Annotated in this window: 18 protein-coding genes; 2 read left to right on the plus strand and 16 right to left on the minus strand. The window is 59.9% G+C overall.

The features are described from left to right. Positions 1 to 53: 53 nt before the first annotated feature. From ACQUSW_RS03830 to ACQUSW_RS03885, 12 genes are all read right to left on the minus strand, one after another. A complete protein-coding gene (locus ACQUSW_RS03830; RefSeq protein WP_428931273.1) occupies positions 54 to 788 on the minus strand; it encodes a regulatory protein RecX in 735 nt (244 codons plus the stop codon). 2 nt (positions 789 to 790) lie between these two features. Next, on the minus strand, positions 791 to 1,840 hold the full coding sequence (gene recA, locus ACQUSW_RS03835) for a recombinase RecA (protein ID WP_428930925.1): 1,050 nt from the start codon (positions 1,838 to 1,840) through the stop codon (positions 791 to 793). 260 nt (positions 1,841 to 2,100) lie between these two features. After that, on the minus strand, positions 2,101 to 2,322 hold the full coding sequence (locus ACQUSW_RS03840; RefSeq protein ID WP_428930926.1) for a DUF3046 domain-containing protein: 222 nt from the start codon (positions 2,320 to 2,322) through the stop codon (positions 2,101 to 2,103). A 15-nt stretch (positions 2,323 to 2,337) separates the two neighbouring features. Continuing rightward, positions 2,338 to 2,646, minus strand: a complete 309-nt coding sequence (locus ACQUSW_RS03845; RefSeq protein WP_428930927.1) for a helix-turn-helix domain-containing protein — start codon at positions 2,644 to 2,646, stop codon at positions 2,338 to 2,340. 161 nt (positions 2,647 to 2,807) lie between these two features. Continuing rightward, complete coding sequence (locus tag ACQUSW_RS03850; RefSeq protein WP_428930928.1) at positions 2,808 to 3,284, minus strand: CinA family protein; 477 nt, start codon at positions 3,282 to 3,284, stop codon at positions 2,808 to 2,810. Then, entirely contained in the window at positions 3,277 to 3,852 is a 576-nt protein-coding gene (pgsA, locus tag ACQUSW_RS03855) for a CDP-diacylglycerol--glycerol-3-phosphate 3-phosphatidyltransferase (protein ID WP_428930929.1), read from the minus strand. The genes ACQUSW_RS03850 and pgsA overlap by 8 nt, the downstream gene beginning before the upstream one ends. Positions 3,853 to 3,866: 14 nt before the next feature. Further along, positions 3,867 to 6,638: an FtsK/SpoIIIE family DNA translocase gene (locus ACQUSW_RS03860; RefSeq protein ID WP_428930930.1), complete on the minus strand. Its 2,772-nt coding sequence runs from the start codon at positions 6,636 to 6,638 to the stop codon at positions 3,867 to 3,869. 102 nt (positions 6,639 to 6,740) lie between these two features. Then, positions 6,741 to 8,417 carry a ribonuclease J gene (locus ACQUSW_RS03865; protein ID WP_428930931.1) on the minus strand — a complete coding sequence of 559 codons (1,677 nt, stop codon included), beginning with the start codon at positions 8,415 to 8,417 and terminating at the stop codon, positions 6,741 to 6,743. 56 nt (positions 8,418 to 8,473) lie between these two features. Further along, a complete protein-coding gene (gene dapA / locus ACQUSW_RS03870) occupies positions 8,474 to 9,451 on the minus strand; it encodes a 4-hydroxy-tetrahydrodipicolinate synthase (protein WP_428930932.1) in 978 nt (325 codons plus the stop codon). Between the two features lie 66 nt (positions 9,452 to 9,517). After that, positions 9,518 to 10,279: an SDR family NAD(P)-dependent oxidoreductase gene (locus ACQUSW_RS03875; protein WP_428930933.1), complete on the minus strand. Its 762-nt coding sequence runs from the start codon at positions 10,277 to 10,279 to the stop codon at positions 9,518 to 9,520. Between the two features lie 17 nt (positions 10,280 to 10,296). Further along, entirely contained in the window at positions 10,297 to 10,791 is a 495-nt protein-coding gene (locus tag ACQUSW_RS03880; RefSeq protein WP_428930934.1) for a dihydrofolate reductase, read from the minus strand. Further along, positions 10,788 to 11,600, minus strand: a complete 813-nt coding sequence (locus ACQUSW_RS03885; protein ID WP_428930935.1) for a thymidylate synthase — start codon at positions 11,598 to 11,600, stop codon at positions 10,788 to 10,790. Before ACQUSW_RS03885 ends, ACQUSW_RS03880 begins: the two co-directional genes overlap by 4 nt. Positions 11,601 to 11,702: 102 nt before the next feature. Here ACQUSW_RS03885 and ACQUSW_RS03890 point away from each other — a divergent pair, with 102 nt between their 5' ends. Further along, positions 11,703 to 12,128, plus strand: coding sequence for an OsmC family peroxiredoxin (locus tag ACQUSW_RS03890; protein WP_428930936.1), 426 nt, complete (start codon positions 11,703 to 11,705; stop codon positions 12,126 to 12,128). Positions 12,129 to 12,154: 26 nt separating this feature from the next. Here the strand turns inward: ACQUSW_RS03890 and ACQUSW_RS03895 are convergent, their stop codons facing one another. Together ACQUSW_RS03895 and dapB are read right to left on the minus strand one after the other, a co-directional pair. Next, positions 12,155 to 12,610 carry a hypothetical protein gene (locus ACQUSW_RS03895; RefSeq protein ID WP_428930937.1) on the minus strand — a complete coding sequence of 152 codons (456 nt, stop codon included), beginning with the start codon at positions 12,608 to 12,610 and terminating at the stop codon, positions 12,155 to 12,157. After that, positions 12,607 to 13,353: a 4-hydroxy-tetrahydrodipicolinate reductase gene (gene dapB / locus ACQUSW_RS03900; protein WP_428930938.1), complete on the minus strand. Its 747-nt coding sequence runs from the start codon at positions 13,351 to 13,353 to the stop codon at positions 12,607 to 12,609. The genes ACQUSW_RS03895 and dapB overlap by 4 nt, the downstream gene beginning before the upstream one ends. Positions 13,354 to 13,459: 106 nt before the next feature. Between dapB and ACQUSW_RS03905 the strand changes: the two genes are divergently transcribed. Next, positions 13,460 to 13,927, plus strand: a complete 468-nt coding sequence (locus tag ACQUSW_RS03905; RefSeq protein ID WP_428930939.1) for a GNAT family N-acetyltransferase — start codon at positions 13,460 to 13,462, stop codon at positions 13,925 to 13,927. A 15-nt stretch (positions 13,928 to 13,942) separates the two neighbouring features. On the opposite strand, the gene ACQUSW_RS03910 is transcribed toward ACQUSW_RS03905, so the two are convergent. Beyond that, the gene (locus ACQUSW_RS03910; protein WP_428930940.1) at positions 13,943 to 14,545 is read right to left on the minus strand and encodes a histidine phosphatase family protein; all 603 of its coding nucleotides are present in this window, start codon (positions 14,543 to 14,545) and stop codon (positions 13,943 to 13,945) included. A 98-nt stretch (positions 14,546 to 14,643) separates the two neighbouring features. Beyond that, the gene (locus tag ACQUSW_RS03915) at positions 14,644 to 15,726 is read right to left on the minus strand and encodes an aldo/keto reductase (RefSeq protein ID WP_428930941.1); all 1,083 of its coding nucleotides are present in this window, start codon (positions 15,724 to 15,726) and stop codon (positions 14,644 to 14,646) included. Positions 15,727 to 15,889 lie beyond the last annotated feature (163 nt).

Here is a 15,889-nt window from a genome sequence, read left to right on the forward strand (position 1 = left end):
ACGGTTGGTTTGCAGAATAAGCGCTGTATACAGTCAGATGACTCTACGCCGCTCTAGCTGGGCTCGAACCGTACGCCACCGGATGCTGCGTTATGCGCGAGTGCCTGTTTTGCAGCCGAAACCGCAATACCCCCGCTGTAGCCACGGCGAGCGAGTTGACCGACGAGTCGGCGTAGCGCAACCTCGTCGTCGTAGCGGCTGAGCGAACGAGCCTTTTCTTGTGCGTACTGGAGTGCTCGGGCAGCTTCGTCATCGCCCGTTTCTTCGAGCACTTCGTCAATGACCTCGTGCGATAAGCCTCTCTGCTTCAGTGTCTGAGCAAGGGCGCGTCGCCCCTGATGTTTTCTTTCGATGCCCGCTGCCACAAGGGTTCGCGCTAACCCATAGTCGTCGAGGTATCGCCGTTCAATAAAGTCGACAATCACCTCTTCAATTGTGGTCTGAGCAGCACCCAGGTCGTTCAATACCCGCGTCGCCTCGCTGACCGAAAGCTGACGGCCGCGAAGCTTTTTAACAAGAACCGCATGCGCCTGATCAGCGTCAATAGCCGCAGTGTCATGAGAGTCAGCATCGAGAGCCTCAGCATCACCCGACTCTGTATCGTCCTCTGTCGCCGCTGTCGGGGCGATATCGGCGATAGAGCGGCTAAGCCGCACAGCGCGTGCTGCGGGGTGCCGGCTGCTGGGAGTGCCGGCCTGTTCGTCGCCGGCCTCTTTTGTGCTCGACGTGCGCCCGAATATGGGAATGATGGGAGCGAGAGCCTCGCCCCCATCATTCCGCTCGTTCATACTCACGCAGGCCTACGCTCTGCCAGTTCGTCGGCGGGAGCATCGGCTTCGCTCAGGCCACCAATGCCCAGCTTCTGTTTAATTTTTGTCTCGATGTCTAGAGCAATGTCGACATTTTTAAGCAGGAAATTGCGGGCGTTTTCTTTACCCTGACCCAGCTGATCACCGTCGTAGGTGTACCACGAGCCCGATTTCTTTACGATGCCGTGCTCCACGCCAAAGTCGATGAGGCTTCCTTCGCGAGAGATTCCCGTGCCGTAAAGGATGTCGAACTCTGCCTGCTTGAATGGCGGGGCCATCTTGTTCTTTACGACCTTCACGCGCGTGCGGTTACCAACCGCTTCGGTCCCGTCTTTGAGGGTCTCGATCCGACGAATATCGAGTCTGACCGATGAATAGAACTTGAGTGCTTTACCACCGGCTGTGGTCTCGGGTGAACCAAAGAACACGCCAATTTTTTCACGCAGCTGGTTAATAAAGATGGCCGAGGTCTTTGTCTGGTTGAGGCCACCGGTAATCTTTCGCAGCGCCTGCGACATTAGGCGAGCCTGAAGGCCCACGTGCGAGTCGCCCATTTCTCCCTCGATTTCGGCGCGCGGAACAAGCGCCGCAACCGAGTCAATGACAACCAGGTCGATCGCTCCAGAGCGAATCAGCATGTCGGCAATCTCGAGAGCCTGCTCACCTGTATCGGGCTGCGACACAAGCAACTGATCGATATCAACACCGAGCTTCTTGGCGTAGTCAGGATCCAGCGCGTGCTCCGCATCGACGAAGGCAGCAATGCCACCCGCTTTTTGCACGTTGGCGATCGCATGCAGCGTCAGCGTGGTTTTACCCGATGACTCTGGCCCATAGATTTCGATAATTCGCCCCCGGGGCAGGCCGCCCACACCCAGTGCCACATCGAGGGCGATCGAGCCGGTAGGGATAACTTCGACGGGTGCGCGCTCGTCGCTTCCGAGACGCATAACGGAACCCTTACCGAACTGGCGGTCGATCTGCGCAAGAGCAGACTCCAGCGCTTTTTCGCGGTTAGTGGGTGATGCCATGGAGGGTGCTCCTTTAGTGTGTTTATCGGCCGCCTATAGGCTGTCGAGCACTGCCGGTTTCAGCAGAGATATCGACAAGGCGTGTGGCGTGCTGCCATGCCCATCACACTAGATTCGACCTCTGACATTTCAGCGGCAGAAGTCGTCACTGTGGATAAACATTGGCTTTGCGCCACCTGTGGATAACACTACGCCGCTATCGAACACACTTTCGAAGACACGCCGCGACAAAGTTTCGAATAACGTCACCGAGTGCCACGCTACCGGGCGGGCTCAATTCTGCCCACACCATATCGACGGTGAGCAGGCACCTCAGCCTCATCACACAGGGCAGTCCAGATAACACGCGGGTCAATGCCCTCACGCATGGCTTCGTCGGCCGTAAGGCCGCGAAGTGCCCCAAGACTGAGATCAGCCGTGACAAACCGTGCCCGAGAGCCGAACTCGTCTTCTACAGCACGAAGAAACTCACTGCGGCGCATTAAAGACCGATGCGGTTAGCGCAGCGACAGCTCGGGCTCAACCGAGGCAACGAGGTCGTCGGGCACAACATCGGGAATAACGTGCAGGCCCTCGAGCACCGAAATGCGATCACCAACCTCACGCATGATGGTCGAAATGGGCACATCGAGCGCCTCGGCAACCGAAGCAAGGATCTCGCTGGAGGCCTCCTTCTGCCCGCGCTCCACCTCGCTCAGATAGCCCAGCGCCACTGACGCTTTACTAGCCACCTGCCTCAGCGTGCGCCCCTTTTGCAGACGGAAGTCCCGCAGTACATCACCGATTTCTTGCCTTACCAGGATCATGGGAACCTCCCCTCTCGTTCGCTCCGAATATTAGTCAGATTCGATTCCGGTCGGACGGTTAGTCTAACCCTTTTCCGACTCTTCCAATGTACGTTCTTCACCTGTGCATTAAATGTGAGCACACTCGACTCAACTTCAGTCGGCACGCTTCTATTCCCCGATCAGCAATGTTCCTGAGCCAACGCAATGGCCGCGTCGACACTCTGTTGCCGGATGCTGGCACGATCGCCTTCGAAGAGAAATCGGCGCACAATCGTGTCATTCGCTGTACTCACACCGATATACACCGTGCCAACAGGCTGACCATCGGGCGAGTCTGGCCCGGCGATACCCGTGGTCGATAGACCAACAGGTGTAACAGCGGCATCCGGAGCCAGAACAGCACCCACGTTTTCGGCCATTTGTCGGGCAACATCGGCGTGCACCGGCCCGTGTTCTCGAAGAAGCCCCGGGTCAACGCGCAAGAGGTGCTGCTTAATCTCGGTCGCATAGGCCACGACCCCGCCCACCAACACCTGAGACGCCCCCGGCACCGAGACGATAGTGGAGCACAGTGCCCCACCGGTCAGAGACTCTGCCGTGGCCAATTGCCATCCGCGCTGTCGCAGGCGAGCGACCAGGTCGACCGGGCTAGTCATTCGCCGTCCGATCGTTCTTTGCGCCCCGAACCTCGGCGACAACGTAATCGATCCCGCTCGCCACCGTCAGCACCACGGCTATCGTCATCGTGACGATATTGACGATAACCATCCACGACCCCACAAGGGCAGGAAGAGGAAGGAGCGCAAGCGATAGTGCCACGGCCTGCGCAACCGTTTTCAGCTTACCCATCCATGCCGCAGCCACCACGTGGTCGCTGGCGACCACCAGCCGGTGCACTGTAATACCGAGCTCGCGAATAAGCACAAGACCGGTCACCCACCAGGGCAATTCGGCCAGGATCGACAACCCCACAAATGCGACTCCTGTCAGAGCCTTATCGGCGATGGGATCAAGGAGTTTTCCGGCGTCGCTCACCAGATCATATTTGCGAGCAAGATAGCCATCCACACCGTCGGTGGCGATGGCGACGATAAAGAGCACAGCCGCCCACCATCGCAGCACGCCGCCGGCGGAAGCATCCGCCAGCAGCAACCACAGCACTGCGGGGGCACAGAAAATTCGAGCGATTGTGATGGCGTTGGGCAGCCAGCGTGGCACTGTCATGTGCTTTCCTCTAGTCAGTCACGCCCGGTAAGACCCCAGGCGTCTTCTTCACCGTCGTCATCCGATTCGACAACGGGAAGCCCCTCATACTGCTGCTCAACCGGGTCATGGGCTGCGTCTTCAACCCCGGATGCCGGTCGTGGCGAAGCCGCCTCCCCCGGTACGTCTTCGCCGCGTAGTCGTGCCAAGACGGCGGGGAGTTGCTCGGCACCCACCAGTACATCGCGTGCCTTGGAACCCTCAGAGGGGCCAACTATTTCGCGCGACTCCAGAAGGTCCATGAGGCGACCAGCCTTGGCAAACCCTACGCGCAGCTTACGCTGCAGCATGGAGGTAGAGCCGAACTGCGTCGAGACAATGAGCTCGGCGGCGGCAAGGAGCACTTCGAGGTCGTCACCGATGTCTTCATCGATTTCGCGCTTCTTCGGTTCTATCGCCTCTTGCACATCCGCGCGGTATTCCGGCTGTGCTTGCCTCGTCACGTGCTTGACGACGGCGTCGATTTCGCTCTCTTCTACCCACGCTCCTTGTAAGCGGAACGGCTTGGAGGTGCCCATGGGAGAGAACAGCGCATCACCCTGACCGATGAGTTTATCGGCCCCGGCGCTGTCGAGAATGACTCGGCTATCGGTCACACTGGTGACCGCAAAGGCGAGGCGAGAGGGTACGTTCGCTTTAATAAGGCCGGTGACGACGTCAACGCTGGGGCGCTGCGTTGCCAGCACCAGGTGGATGCCGCTAGCCCGGGCCAGCTGGGTAATGCGCACAATCGAGTCTTCGACATCGCGCGGTGCCACCATCATGAGATCGGCGAGCTCATCAACCACGATCAGCAGGTAGGGATAGGGCTTAAGCACACGCTCGCTTCCTTCCGGAAGCTTGACTTCGCCGTTGCGAACAGCTTTATTGAAGTCGTCAATATGACGGAAGCCAAACGACGCGAGGTCGTCGTAGCGCATATCCATCTCTTTCACGACCCACTGCAGGGCCTCGGCGGCCTTTTTTGGGTTCGTGATGATGGGTGTGATGAGGTGCGGAACGCCGGTATAGCTCGTCAGCTCTACCCGTTTCGGGTCGATCAGCACCATGCGCACATCGGCGGGCCGCGCCCTCATCAACAGGCTTGTGATCATCGAGTTCACGAAACTCGATTTACCCGATCCGGTTGATCCTGCCACGAGAAGGTGGGGCATCTTGGCGAGGTTCGCCACAACAAAGTTGCCGCCCACGTCTTTACCGACGCCAATAGTGAGGGGGTGCGTACTCTTATGCGCGGCAGGTGACCGCAAAACATCGCCCAGCGCAACCTTTTCGCGGTCGCTATTCGGAATCTCAATACCGATCGCGCTCTTACCCGGTATGGGCGACAGAATACGCACATCGTTTGACGCCACGGCGTACGCAATATTGTTGGTCAGCTGTGTGATCTTCTCAACCTTCACACCACGACCCACTTCGACCTCATACTGCGTCACTGTGGGGCCGCGCGAAAAGCCGGTGACCTTCGCATCAACCTTGAACTGCGTCAGAACACTCGTGATCTGCTCAACGATGTGATCGTTCGCCTCCGAATGAGCAACAGCGGGTGGCCCCTCGCTCAGAGTAGAACTTGGCGGCAAACTGTACGGCGTCGACGGCGCCTGCATACCCGAGGCGCCCGGGCCAACGGTGCCAAAACCATCAAGGCCAGGAAGCTCCGGCTGCTCACCCGTCGGGCCATCGTCAAGCAGGGCCGTTGATTTTTGGTCCGACAGCGAATCGGCCACAGCACGAACATCGTCAAGAATCTCTGTTGCGGCCTCGGCCGGATCTTCTGCCGAATGGCTCACAATCACGGCCTGGTCATACGCAGGGGTATCGCCGTCGACCGTGCCGTCTGCGGGCAGAAGCGCTGTCAGATCGTCGGACCCCAGAGCACCGGCATCCGGGTCTTCTTCTCGTCCCGTGCGATTACGCCGCCACCACGGCACCGATTCGTCGGCATCGGTTTCGGCATCGGCATCCTCGCCTACGCTTGCAGCATCGGCGGCCTCGCGCGATTCTTTGTCTGCCGTGCGATCGGCACCAAACATCCAGTCATAAAGCTCACCCAGGCGGCGGCCGATGCGATTAGGCGGTGTCTTGGTGATAATAAGCACGCTCAACAGCGCAAAAAGACCGAGCACGATGCACGCCACAAGCGGCGTCAAAAATGCCAGTGGTTCACCGATCATCCACCCAAAGAGGCCACCGGCCTGGCTCAGCGCCGGCATTCCCGAGCGCGGCTGCACCCGGACTCCCCCGGCCTGTTCACCGGCGATCACATGGCAAAAACCAGCGACGGCAAGAATGAGGAGACCAAAGCCGATACCGATACGGCCGTTGTCGTTCACCGTCGGTGGGTGACGAAACAGCCACCCCGCCAGCATGATGAGGAGAACAGGGAGCACAAAGGCGACGCGCCCAACAAGACCGCCAAAGGAGTATGCACTCACGAGCGCCGCGATGTGGTTGCCGATTAAAAACCACTCGACAACCACGCCGACAACGGCCAACAGCACAAGAAAGAACGGTAGTCCGTCGCGACGCTGATCTTTTTCTAAAGTCTCGGGGCCAAAGGCACGAAAAAGCCCACCCGTGGCGTGTGCAAGGCCCAACCAGGCGCGAGCCACAACAGGGGGCCTTTCGAGCTCATCGACATATTTCTTCGGCGCAGGAGCCGGTTTACGCGCACGAGAGGAAGGAGTGCGCGCAGACGACTTCGCTGCTGTGCGCCCCTTCGCGGGCGCGTTCGTACTCCTAGCCATGCTCCCACGCTACGACGCTCGTCTGACATTGTGCGGACCCACGCGGAAAACCCCGATATTTCACCGTACAATCGTGCTCTCGACCGAAACAGTTGCCTGCAATCACGCTTCGATAATCATCGGCACAATCATGGGGCGGCGGCGCAACTTCTGGTTGACCCAGCGACCAATCGTGCGACGAACCACCTGCGAAAGCGCATGGTTATCGCGCACACCGTTACCGACGGCCTCTTTCAACGCCGCCGTGATCTTCGGCACAACATCGTCAAAGACCGCATCATCCTCGGCAACGCCACGAGCGTGAATCTCCGGCCCCGAAACGATGGACCCGGTGGAGGGATCGACAACAACGATCACAGAGATGAAGCCCTCTTCCCCCAGGATGCGACGATCTTTCAGATCGGCATCGGTGATCTCACCCACGGTGGAGCCATCGACGTACACGAAGCCCAGGTCGAGCTGACCGACAATGCGTGCGTCGCCGTCTTTCAGATCGATGACCGTACCGTTATCGGCGATCAGGGTTCGCTCCTGCGGAATTCCGGTGTCTTGCGCGAGCTTGGCATTCGCGATCAGGTGACGGTATTCACCGTGAATTGGCAAAACGTTCTTCGGTTTCAAAATGTTGTAGCAGTACAGCAGCTCGCCAGCAGCAGCATGACCAGAAACGTGCACCTGCGCGTTCGCCTTGTGCACAACATCGGCACCGAGCCGCGTGAGCCCGTCAATCACGCGATAAACAGCGTTCTCGTTGCCAGGAATCAGGCTCGAAGCCAAAATCACCGTGTCGCCCGGCCCCGGTTCAATCGCATGGTCGAGATTGGCCATTCGGCTCAGCACAGCCATGGGCTCACCCTGAGAACCCGTCGACATATAAACGATCTTGTCATCGGGGAGGTCGCGCGCCTTGCGGTAGTCGATCAGCACATTGTCGGGAACATGGAGATAGCCCAGGTCGGCTGCAATCGTCATATTGCGCACCATGCTGCGCCCGAGAAGCGCCACGCGGCGCCCGTGTGCATGAGCAGCGTCGAGCACCTGCTGTACGCGGTGAACGTGGCTGGCAAAGCTTGCCACAATCACGCGGCGCGGCGCCTGCGCAATAACCTGCTCTAGTACAGGCCCGATCGACCTCTCCAGCGGGGTGAAGCCAGGAATATCGGCGTTGGTGGAGTCCACCAGGAAGAGATCAATTCCTTCTTCGCCCAAGCGGGAAAATGCACGCAAATCGGTGAGTCGGCCGTCGAGCGGCAACTGGTCCATCTTGAAGTCACCGGTAGCGAGAACAAGGCCCGCAGGCGTGCGAATCGCCACGGCCAAGGCATCCGGAATCGAGTGGTTGACCGCAATAAACTCAAGCTGGAAAGGCCCGAGTTCTTCGTTATCGCCTTCTTTTACCGTGAGCGAATACGACTTGATGCGATGCTCTTTCAGCTTCGCCTCGACGAGCGCCAGAGTCAGGCTCGACCCGATCAACGGGATGTCTTGCTTGAGCCGCAGCAGGTACGGCACAGCGCCGATGTGGTCTTCGTGACCGTGCGTCAGCACGACTCCAACAATGTCGTCGAGCCGGTCTTTGATCGGCTCGAAGTCGGGCAGAATGAGGTCGACTCCGGGCTGGTGCTCTTCGGGAAAGAGAACGCCACAGTCGACGATCAAGAGTTTGCCGTCAAACTCAAAAACGGTCATGTTGCGACCGACTTCGCCGAGCCCTCCCAGCGGTGTGACTCGTAAAGTGCCGTCGGTCAGCGGCTCGGGCGCTGCGATCGGAATTGACATGGTTCCTCCCTCAATCGGGCCGCAATTGCCCGTGAATGTGTCCGCTCCTGCGGTTGTTATCGCGTCGTTCCGGGCACCTTAGGAAGTGCGCCGCCGGCTGCCGCATTGCGGTCGGGCCGGAAGTTAGAAAAGTCAGCGCCAGGCACGTTGTGCACCAGCGCGAGGTCTTCTTCAATCACTGCTGCTTCTGATTCTTCAGGACCCACCAGCGGAAGACGCACGCGGGGGCTACCGATGCGGCCGAGACCGTGAAGAATATATTTCGCCGAGACCGTACCGGGCACATGCGTCATGACCGCACGCACCAGTGGCTCGAGTCGGCGATGCTCGGCTGTCGCAGCTGCTAGGTCTCCGCGGTTCACGGCATCGATAATCGTGCGGTACGGAGCAGCCGTAATGTTCGCGGTAACGCCAATCATTCCTGTGGCCCCAATAGCCAGGTGCGGCAGCACATTGGCGTCATCGCCGGAGAAGTACATGAGGTCGGTCTGATTGAGCACCCGACTAACCTCGCTGAAGTCGCCCTTGGCATCTTTGATCGCAAGGATATTGGGGTGGTTCGCCAGGCGCAGAATCGTTTCGTACTGGATGGGAACACCCGTGCGGCCCGGAATGTCGTACAGAATGACGGGCAGATCGGTGGCATCGGCAACGAGCCGGAAGTGGGTGAGAATACCGGCCTGCGTGGGCTTGTTGTAATAGGGCGTGACGATCATGATGCCGTCGGCACCGGCCTTCTCGCTGGCGCGATACAGCTCAATCGCGTGAGCGGTCTCGTTCGAGCCACCACCCGTAATAATCTTTGCGCGGTCGCCCGCGACGTCTTTAGCGACCTCAACGAGGCGAATCTTTTCGGGGTCGGTCAGAGTAGAAGTCTCACCCGTCGTGCCCGTCACCACGATGCCATCGGCGCCGTCGCTCACACACGCTTCGACGTGTTTTTCTACCGCGGGCCAATCTACTTCGCCGTCTGCTGTCATAGGGGTAACGAGCGCAACGAGTACCTGTCCGAAAGGGTTCGCGGTCTTGGTCATGCTTCTCAGCGTATCGCGTTGCACCGGCGAAGGTTCGCGGGGTGTGTGCATTCTGTCGGATGCCACTTATACGCGCCCGCGGCGGGCGGCTCGAGCAGCCAGTGACCGTGGCATCAGTTTTGTCAGTGCCACGATGGCTTTGTACCGCCACGAGGGGATTGATACAGCGCGTCCCAGAGATGCGTCGCGCAGACCCTCCCGCACGACTGCGGGAGCCTGGAGCCACATGAATGTGGGGATCCCCTCTTCGCCAGGCGCCAGCCCCATGCGCTCGTGGAACGACGTGTGGGTAAACCCGGGGCATACGGCGGTGACGCTAACGTTATCGGCGGCGTATTCGGAGTTGGCCCACTGGCTGAACCCAATCAGCCACGATTTGCAGGCCGAGTAGGTGGACCGCGAGATAAAGCCGGCCACCGAGGCGACGTTGATGATTCTTCCGCCCCGCCCCCGCATGGTTGCCAGCGCCGCGTGCATGAGTCGCATGGAGGCCTCGACGTGTACGCGCAGGTGCCGCACTTCATCGTCAATATTGTTGTCGGCAAACTGCAGCGGCAAACCAAAACCGGCATTGTTGACGAGAAGGTCAACGGGTTCGTCGGTGTTGTGCAGACGCTCAACGACGGTGGCTACCTGATCGGGTTCTGCAAGATCGGCGGTGATGAGTTCTACGGCGACTCCGTGCTGCTGGCGCAGTTCTTGAGCAAACTCTTCTAACGGTTCACGCTGGCGTGCAACGAGCACGAGGTCGGCGCCGCGGGCCGCTAGCTGGCGCGAAAACTCCGCACCAAGGCCAGCAGAAGCTCCGGTGATCAGGGCAATGGGCATACAGGGTTCCTCCCCGGTCAGCGTTGGTAGGTTAAAAATCGATACCGGATGCCGGTGCGCGACGTCTGCCACGGGCCTTCATCGCTCACGGTAAAGTCGTCAAGGGCCGGTGCGAATGTGTCGGCACCCGTGACTGCGAGGTCGAGCTCTGTCACGCTCGCGATAGTGGCGTGCGGTAGCACTTGACGGAATATTTCTCCCCCGCCAATCACCCATATTGTGTCGGGGCTATCGGCTGCGGCCTGCGCCAGTGCGTCGTCCATCGATGGCGCCGTTTCTGCACCTTCGTCAGCCCACTCGCTGTTGCGAGTGACGACAATGTTGCGGCGCCCCGGCAGGGGCCGAAACGCTGGCGGTAGGGACTCCCACGTGCGGCGGCCCATCACCACGGGGCTACCGAGCGTGGTCTGTTTAAAGTGGGCGAGGTCTTCGGGCACGTGCCAGGGCATTCCTCCGTCGGCACCGATAACGCCGCCGTGTGCCTGTGCCCAGATCAGGCCGATCAGACTCATACAGCAACCGCCGCTGTGATGGTCGGGTGGTGCTGGTAGTTTTCGAGCACAAAGTCGCTGTACTCGTAGTCGAGGATCGACGCAGGTTGGCGAGCAAAAATCATGCGGGGTGCCGGAAATGGTGTGCGTGAGAGCTGCTCGCGCACCTGATCAACGTGGTTGTCGTAAATGTGGCAGTCGCCGCCGGTCCACACAAAGTCGCCGGGTTCAAGGCCGGTTTGCTGTGCAACCATGAGTGTCAAAAGCGCATAGGAGGCGATGTTGAATGGCACGCCCAAAAAGAGGTCGGCGCTGCGCTGGTAGAGCTGGCAGGAGAGCTTGCCATCGGCAACATAAAACTGAAACAGCGCGTGACACGGTGCGAGTGCCATCGCCGGAATATCGGCAGGGTTCCAGGCCGATACGATCAGGCGCCTCGAGTCGGGGTCGCGACGAATAGCGTCAACGACCTCGGTGATCTGGTCGATCGCTGCGCCGTCTGCCGTGGGCCATGAGCGCCACTGCACGCCGTACACGGGCCCGAGCTCGCCATCGGCATCAGCCCATTCATTCCAGATGCGCACGCCGTTTTCTTGCAGCCACTGCACATTCGATTCGCCCCGGAGAAACCACAGCAGTTCATAGGCGATCGACTTAAAGTGCACCCGTTTTGTTGTCACGAGGGGGAACCCTTCGTCAAGATCAAATCGGATCTGCCGCCCAAAGACACTGCGGGTGCCCGTGCCGGTGCGGTCACCCTTGTGGGTGCCGTGTTCGAGCACCTCGCGAAGGAGGTCTTCATAGGGTGTGGCAATTGTGGTGGCACTCATGCCTGCCACGATACCCGGCGGGGCGCAGTTAGGTAGGCTGACATTCAGCGTCCTCTCTGTCGGATGCTGCGTATTTGTTTCCGCAACGATGAGGAGAAAATTATGGCTGTAACGAGTGAAGCCGCTGCCACCTGGACGGGGAGTTTGACCGAGGGATCGGGAACAGTCGCGTTCTCATCTTCTGGCGGCGGTACTTTTCCGATGAACTGGAAGGCACGTTCCGAGGGTGCTGAAGCCACCCTCACCCCCGAAGAACTCATCGCTGCCGCACACTCTTCGTGCTTCAGCATGGCTCTCTCGCACGCCCTGGCTGGCAACGGCACTCCCCCGGAGCGCGTCGACACCACGGCATCCGTTACGTTCAATCCCGGTGAGGGAATCACCGGGAGCCACCTCAACGTAAACGCCAGTGTTCCTGGCCTCTCGGCCGAGGAGTTCCAGCGCTTTGCTGAAGAAGCAAAGGCCGGCTGCCCCGTGTCGCAGGCTCTCGCGGGTATTGACATTACCCTCGAGGCCACGCTCGCCTAGGTTTTACGTTCTCGCGGTTACGGCCACTACGTCTCTTTCGCGCTCTCTGTGCGATACAGGCGGGTGGCCGTAACTATGCTGCCGCGCGCCTCGCGGCGACGGCCCGCGGCATCAAGAGCGATGCCGAGCCGCAGGTGCGCACGCCACTGCTGTGGCATCCGGTCGACTTCTTCTCGCAGCTGCTGTACGAGCGGTTCTGCATCGGCAGGTGCGAGGCGCCCCGTCGGCGATAAGGGCGCATCGGTGGAGGGCATACCTCCTTCGCTATCGAGCTGCTGCGCTATGCGGGTCGATTGCATACCGAACACTATTTCTCGCCACAGTGCCCAGGCTCCGATTGCGGCGATAACAATGAGTCCTGCGCCCATCGCAATAGAGACGGGCTGGGCGACGCGAAACATAATGAATGCCAGCCAACCCACCGCACCGATATACAGCAGCAGGCAGACGGCGATGATCGCGACGCTTATTCGTGACATCATGCGCGCCGCTGCAGTCCAAGATCGATGATGTTCTCCAGTCCCACCGTCACGCCGCGCGCATCGCGGGCAAAAGGCAAAGAGAGCCGGATGCCGGGGCTATACGCCTGCGCGGAATCAAAAGTGTCGTGCACAATCGACAGGGTTTCGCCCGGACCCGAAAGCAGTACCTGCTGCTGGGCAATAACGCCCGGGCGGCGAAGCGAGTGGATGGGCACTCCTGCAACAACTTCTCCGCGGGCTTCTTGATCAACGTACGGTGTGTCGACGGGTTCTTGTCCACTGCGTGCCTGGGTGATGAGTTCTGCGGTGCGCACCGCGGTTCCGCTGGGAGAATCAATCTTCGTATCGCGGTGTGTTTCGATAATTTCGATGGAAGAATAAAACGGTGCAGTCAGGGCCGCCAGTGCCGTGCCCAGCGCAGAACCAAGCGAGAAATTAGGAATAAAGACCGCACCGGTACCGGCAGCTTCAACAAGCGGGCGCACGAGAGCTATGCGTTCTGCCGACCATCCCGACGTGCCCACGAGCACGTTAACACCCTGGTCGATGGCGGTGCGCACAACATCAATACTGACCGCCGGGGTGGAGGCATCAACAACCAGGTCGGCACCCGAGAGCTCTGATAGATCGCTGCTCGAAGTCAGCACCGACGCAATGTCGAACCCCGGTGTCTCGGCAACAACGTCGCGAATAATCGAACCAAGTTTGCCGGTACCACCCACGAGGGCCACACGTGTCGTCATGTAACCAGTCTATTCCGCCCGCGGCATACGGTGTCTTCTTGCCGCATACCGTGCCCGTCGGCGCGTGGTGTCAACGCCGTGAACCATTCGGCAGTACGTTTTGCTCATGGTTCAGTTCCGCGATGTTCCGGTGACGGATGCTGCTGCTGTCCGCATTCTCGATGACTATTTCTCTGTGCGGGCGGCGGCCTTCCCCGGCGGCACCTATCGGCCAGCCCGTCCCGACCCTGCTGTGTTCACACCGCCGCACGGAGTGTTTGTTGTGGCAACGACCGACGACGAGCGCGTTGTTGGGTGTGGCGGCATCCGAAGTCTTGCTGCTGAAGCACCTACCGTGCGCTTTGAGGTCAAGCATCTGTTTGTCGACCCGAATTTTCGCGGCGCACATATCGGCCGTGACCTCCTCGACCACCTCGAGCAGAGGGCCCGCGCCTGGCAGGCGACAGAACTCGTGCTCGACACCCATCACACACTCACGGCAGCGGGCGCCCTGTATGACCGTGCCGGTTTTGAACCGACCGAACCCTATAACGACAACAGCAATGCCACCCGCTGGTATCGCAAACAGCTGTAGACGGCGCCGGCCTGCTTAGGCGGGAATGGGGTCGGGCATACCGGTGCGCAATTCCATCGGCAGATGGCCCAGATCATTGTGCGTCAACAACGACCATGGCCGACCGGGCTTTTGCGCGATCACCGTCAAACCACAGTTGGCCTGATTAAGCGTCATCCAACGCCAGTCGGGGGCTCCTAGAACCTCACGAACAAACCACGCGATCACAAAGTTGTGGGTGATGAGCACCTCATGCACTTCGCCCTGTTTACGCTGCAGAAACTCATTGACAGCGTCGGCCATCTGCGCGCGCCCGGCCTCGATCTCGGCATCCGAAATCGAACCAAAAAATGGTTCGTATGCTGCGGGGGTATCTTCGGTCATACCCGTCGGCACACAGTCAAACAGCAATGCTGACGGCATGGGGTCAACGGCGGGAAGCCGCTCAGCGATGGCACGGGCGGTCTCGGCTGCACGCAGCAGCGGAGAATGCCACACCGTATCCAGTGGGAGCCCCGAAAGCCGGTCGGCAATGTGCTCAGCCTGACGAATACCCCGAGGCGAAAGAGGGCCGTCAACCAAACCATGCTCGGCGTCTTGATGCTCGCCGTGCCGAACCAGATAAATGTAGTGCGTCACTGCTGCTCACTTCGTCTGCTCACGTTCTTCTACCCTACGGCACGCACGCCACACAGCAGCCCGTATGACTCAAAATGTCGCGGTCCGCAGTGCTGCGCTTAGGCGCTTGCGCGCTGGAGGTCGCTCATGTGTGCCCGCGTGAGGTCGATACCGACGCCCTTCATAAGCTCGTCAACGTGTTCGACGCTGCGAGCGTTAACGATGGGTGCAGTGATCGTGCGCTGGTGCAGCAGCCACGCGACGGCGACCGCCGCGGGAGTGGCCTGCACGTCGTGGGCAATCGCATCGAGCGCTTTCAGAGTTTTGAGGCCGCGCCGGTTGACGTGTTCACGCAGTTGCAGACCTCGCGCGCCCTGCCGTGTGTCGGCGCGTGTGCGGTGGTGACCCGCCAGAAAACCGTGTTCCAGTGCATGCGAGGGCGTAACGGCCAGTGATTGCGCAGCCGCAACGAGGCGTAGGTCGCCGTCAAACGCTGCCCGACGCAACAGGTTATACGGGGCATCAAGAACCTCGATCAGCGGGTATCCTGCCGATGCCAGGATGCGGGCTTCGACCAGTCGAACGGCGTCAAAACCACGCACGCCAATCGTGCGCACCTTACCTGCTTCGACCAGCCACTCTGCGGTCGCCAACGTGTCGTCGAGCGCGGTGGCGTCGTCTTTCGCATGCAGGTACAGCACGTCGATGGTGTCGATGTTCATGCGGGTCAGGGTCGCTTCGACCGCGCGCACCAGGTTAACAGGCCCGAGTCCCGGATTATCGGGGTGGGTGCCTACGCGCGCAGCAACAACGATGTCATCGCGTAGGCGGCGCTGGGCCAGCCACTCGCCGATGATGTACTCGCTACGGCCACCGGAGAAGCCGTCGGAGGTGTGCACCATATTGCCGCCAAACTCGGCATACCGGTCGAGAATGCGGTGACTCATTGCTGTGTCGGTATTCCAACCGAATTCTGCACCACCCAAAATGAGTGGAAATATTCGATGCGCGCTCTGGCCCAGCGAGACTCGCAGCCTCGAGCCGATGCCGGGTCCCTGCACGGGTATGGGTGCTGACGGGTGCTGCCACACTGAGTCGGCATCGCGGTTCTGCGTGATTTCGGATGCGGGTGTTGGGCCTTTTTGCGCGCGCGTTGGCGTCTGTGCTGGACCTTCGACTGTGCCTACACCAGAACTACGCATATACCCCACCCCCTATACGCCGCACAATGGTTGCACCATTGAGCACGTAATTCGAGCGTAGGTGACGAGATAGGTGGCTCTGCCCTATTTCTCGGCTTTTCTATGACATTTTGGTAACGCTTGCCGTTTCAGTTTGCAAAAAGAACCCGCTTGTCCCCCATTT

This window comes from Microbacterium luticellae, assembly GCF_050408645.1.
In the GTDB taxonomy this organism is placed as follows: Bacteria; Actinomycetota; Actinomycetes; order Actinomycetales; family Microbacteriaceae; genus Microbacterium.

Bases quoted from the DNA above. Each gene is read 5' to 3' on its own strand.
- ACQUSW_RS03890 (WP_428930936.1), top strand. From the start codon at position 11,703: ATGGCTGTAACGAGTGAAGCCGCTGCCACCTGGACGGGGAGTTTGACC.
- pgsA (WP_428930929.1), bottom strand. From the start codon at position 3,852: ATGACAGTGCCACGCTGGCTGCCCAACGCCATCACAATCGCTCGAATT.
- ACQUSW_RS03850 (WP_428930928.1), bottom strand. From the start codon at position 3,284: ATGACTAGCCCGGTCGACCTGGTCGCTCGCCTGCGACAGCGCGGATGG.
- ACQUSW_RS03845 (WP_428930927.1), bottom strand. From the start codon at position 2,646: ATGATCCTGGTAAGGCAAGAAATCGGTGATGTACTGCGGGACTTCCGT.
- dapA (WP_428930932.1), bottom strand. From the start codon at position 9,451: ATGACCAAGACCGCGAACCCTTTCGGACAGGTACTCGTTGCGCTCGTT.
- ACQUSW_RS03875 (WP_428930933.1), bottom strand. From the start codon at position 10,279: ATGCCCATTGCCCTGATCACCGGAGCTTCTGCTGGCCTTGGTGCGGAG.
- ACQUSW_RS03895 (WP_428930937.1), bottom strand. From the start codon at position 12,610: ATGATGTCACGAATAAGCGTCGCGATCATCGCCGTCTGCCTGCTGCTG.
- ACQUSW_RS03830 (WP_428931273.1), bottom strand. From the start codon at position 788: ATGAACGAGCGGAATGATGGGGGCGAGGCTCTCGCTCCCATCATTCCC.
- ACQUSW_RS03860 (WP_428930930.1), bottom strand. From the start codon at position 6,638: ATGGCTAGGAGTACGAACGCGCCCGCGAAGGGGCGCACAGCAGCGAAG.
- recA (WP_428930925.1), bottom strand. From the start codon at position 1,840: ATGGCATCACCCACTAACCGCGAAAAAGCGCTGGAGTCTGCTCTTGCG.
- ACQUSW_RS03915 (WP_428930941.1), bottom strand. From the start codon at position 15,726: ATGCGTAGTTCTGGTGTAGGCACAGTCGAAGGTCCAGCACAGACGCCA.
- ACQUSW_RS03880 (WP_428930934.1), bottom strand. From the start codon at position 10,791: ATGAGTCTGATCGGCCTGATCTGGGCACAGGCACACGGCGGCGTTATC.
- ACQUSW_RS03905 (WP_428930939.1), top strand. From the start codon at position 13,460: ATGGTTCAGTTCCGCGATGTTCCGGTGACGGATGCTGCTGCTGTCCGC.
- dapB (WP_428930938.1), bottom strand. From the start codon at position 13,353: ATGACGACACGTGTGGCCCTCGTGGGTGGTACCGGCAAACTTGGTTCG.
- ACQUSW_RS03865 (WP_428930931.1), bottom strand. From the start codon at position 8,417: ATGTCAATTCCGATCGCAGCGCCCGAGCCGCTGACCGACGGCACTTTA.
- ACQUSW_RS03885 (WP_428930935.1), bottom strand. From the start codon at position 11,600: ATGAGTGCCACCACAATTGCCACACCCTATGAAGACCTCCTTCGCGAG.
- ACQUSW_RS03840 (WP_428930926.1), bottom strand. From the start codon at position 2,322: ATGCGCCGCAGTGAGTTTCTTCGTGCTGTAGAAGACGAGTTCGGCTCT.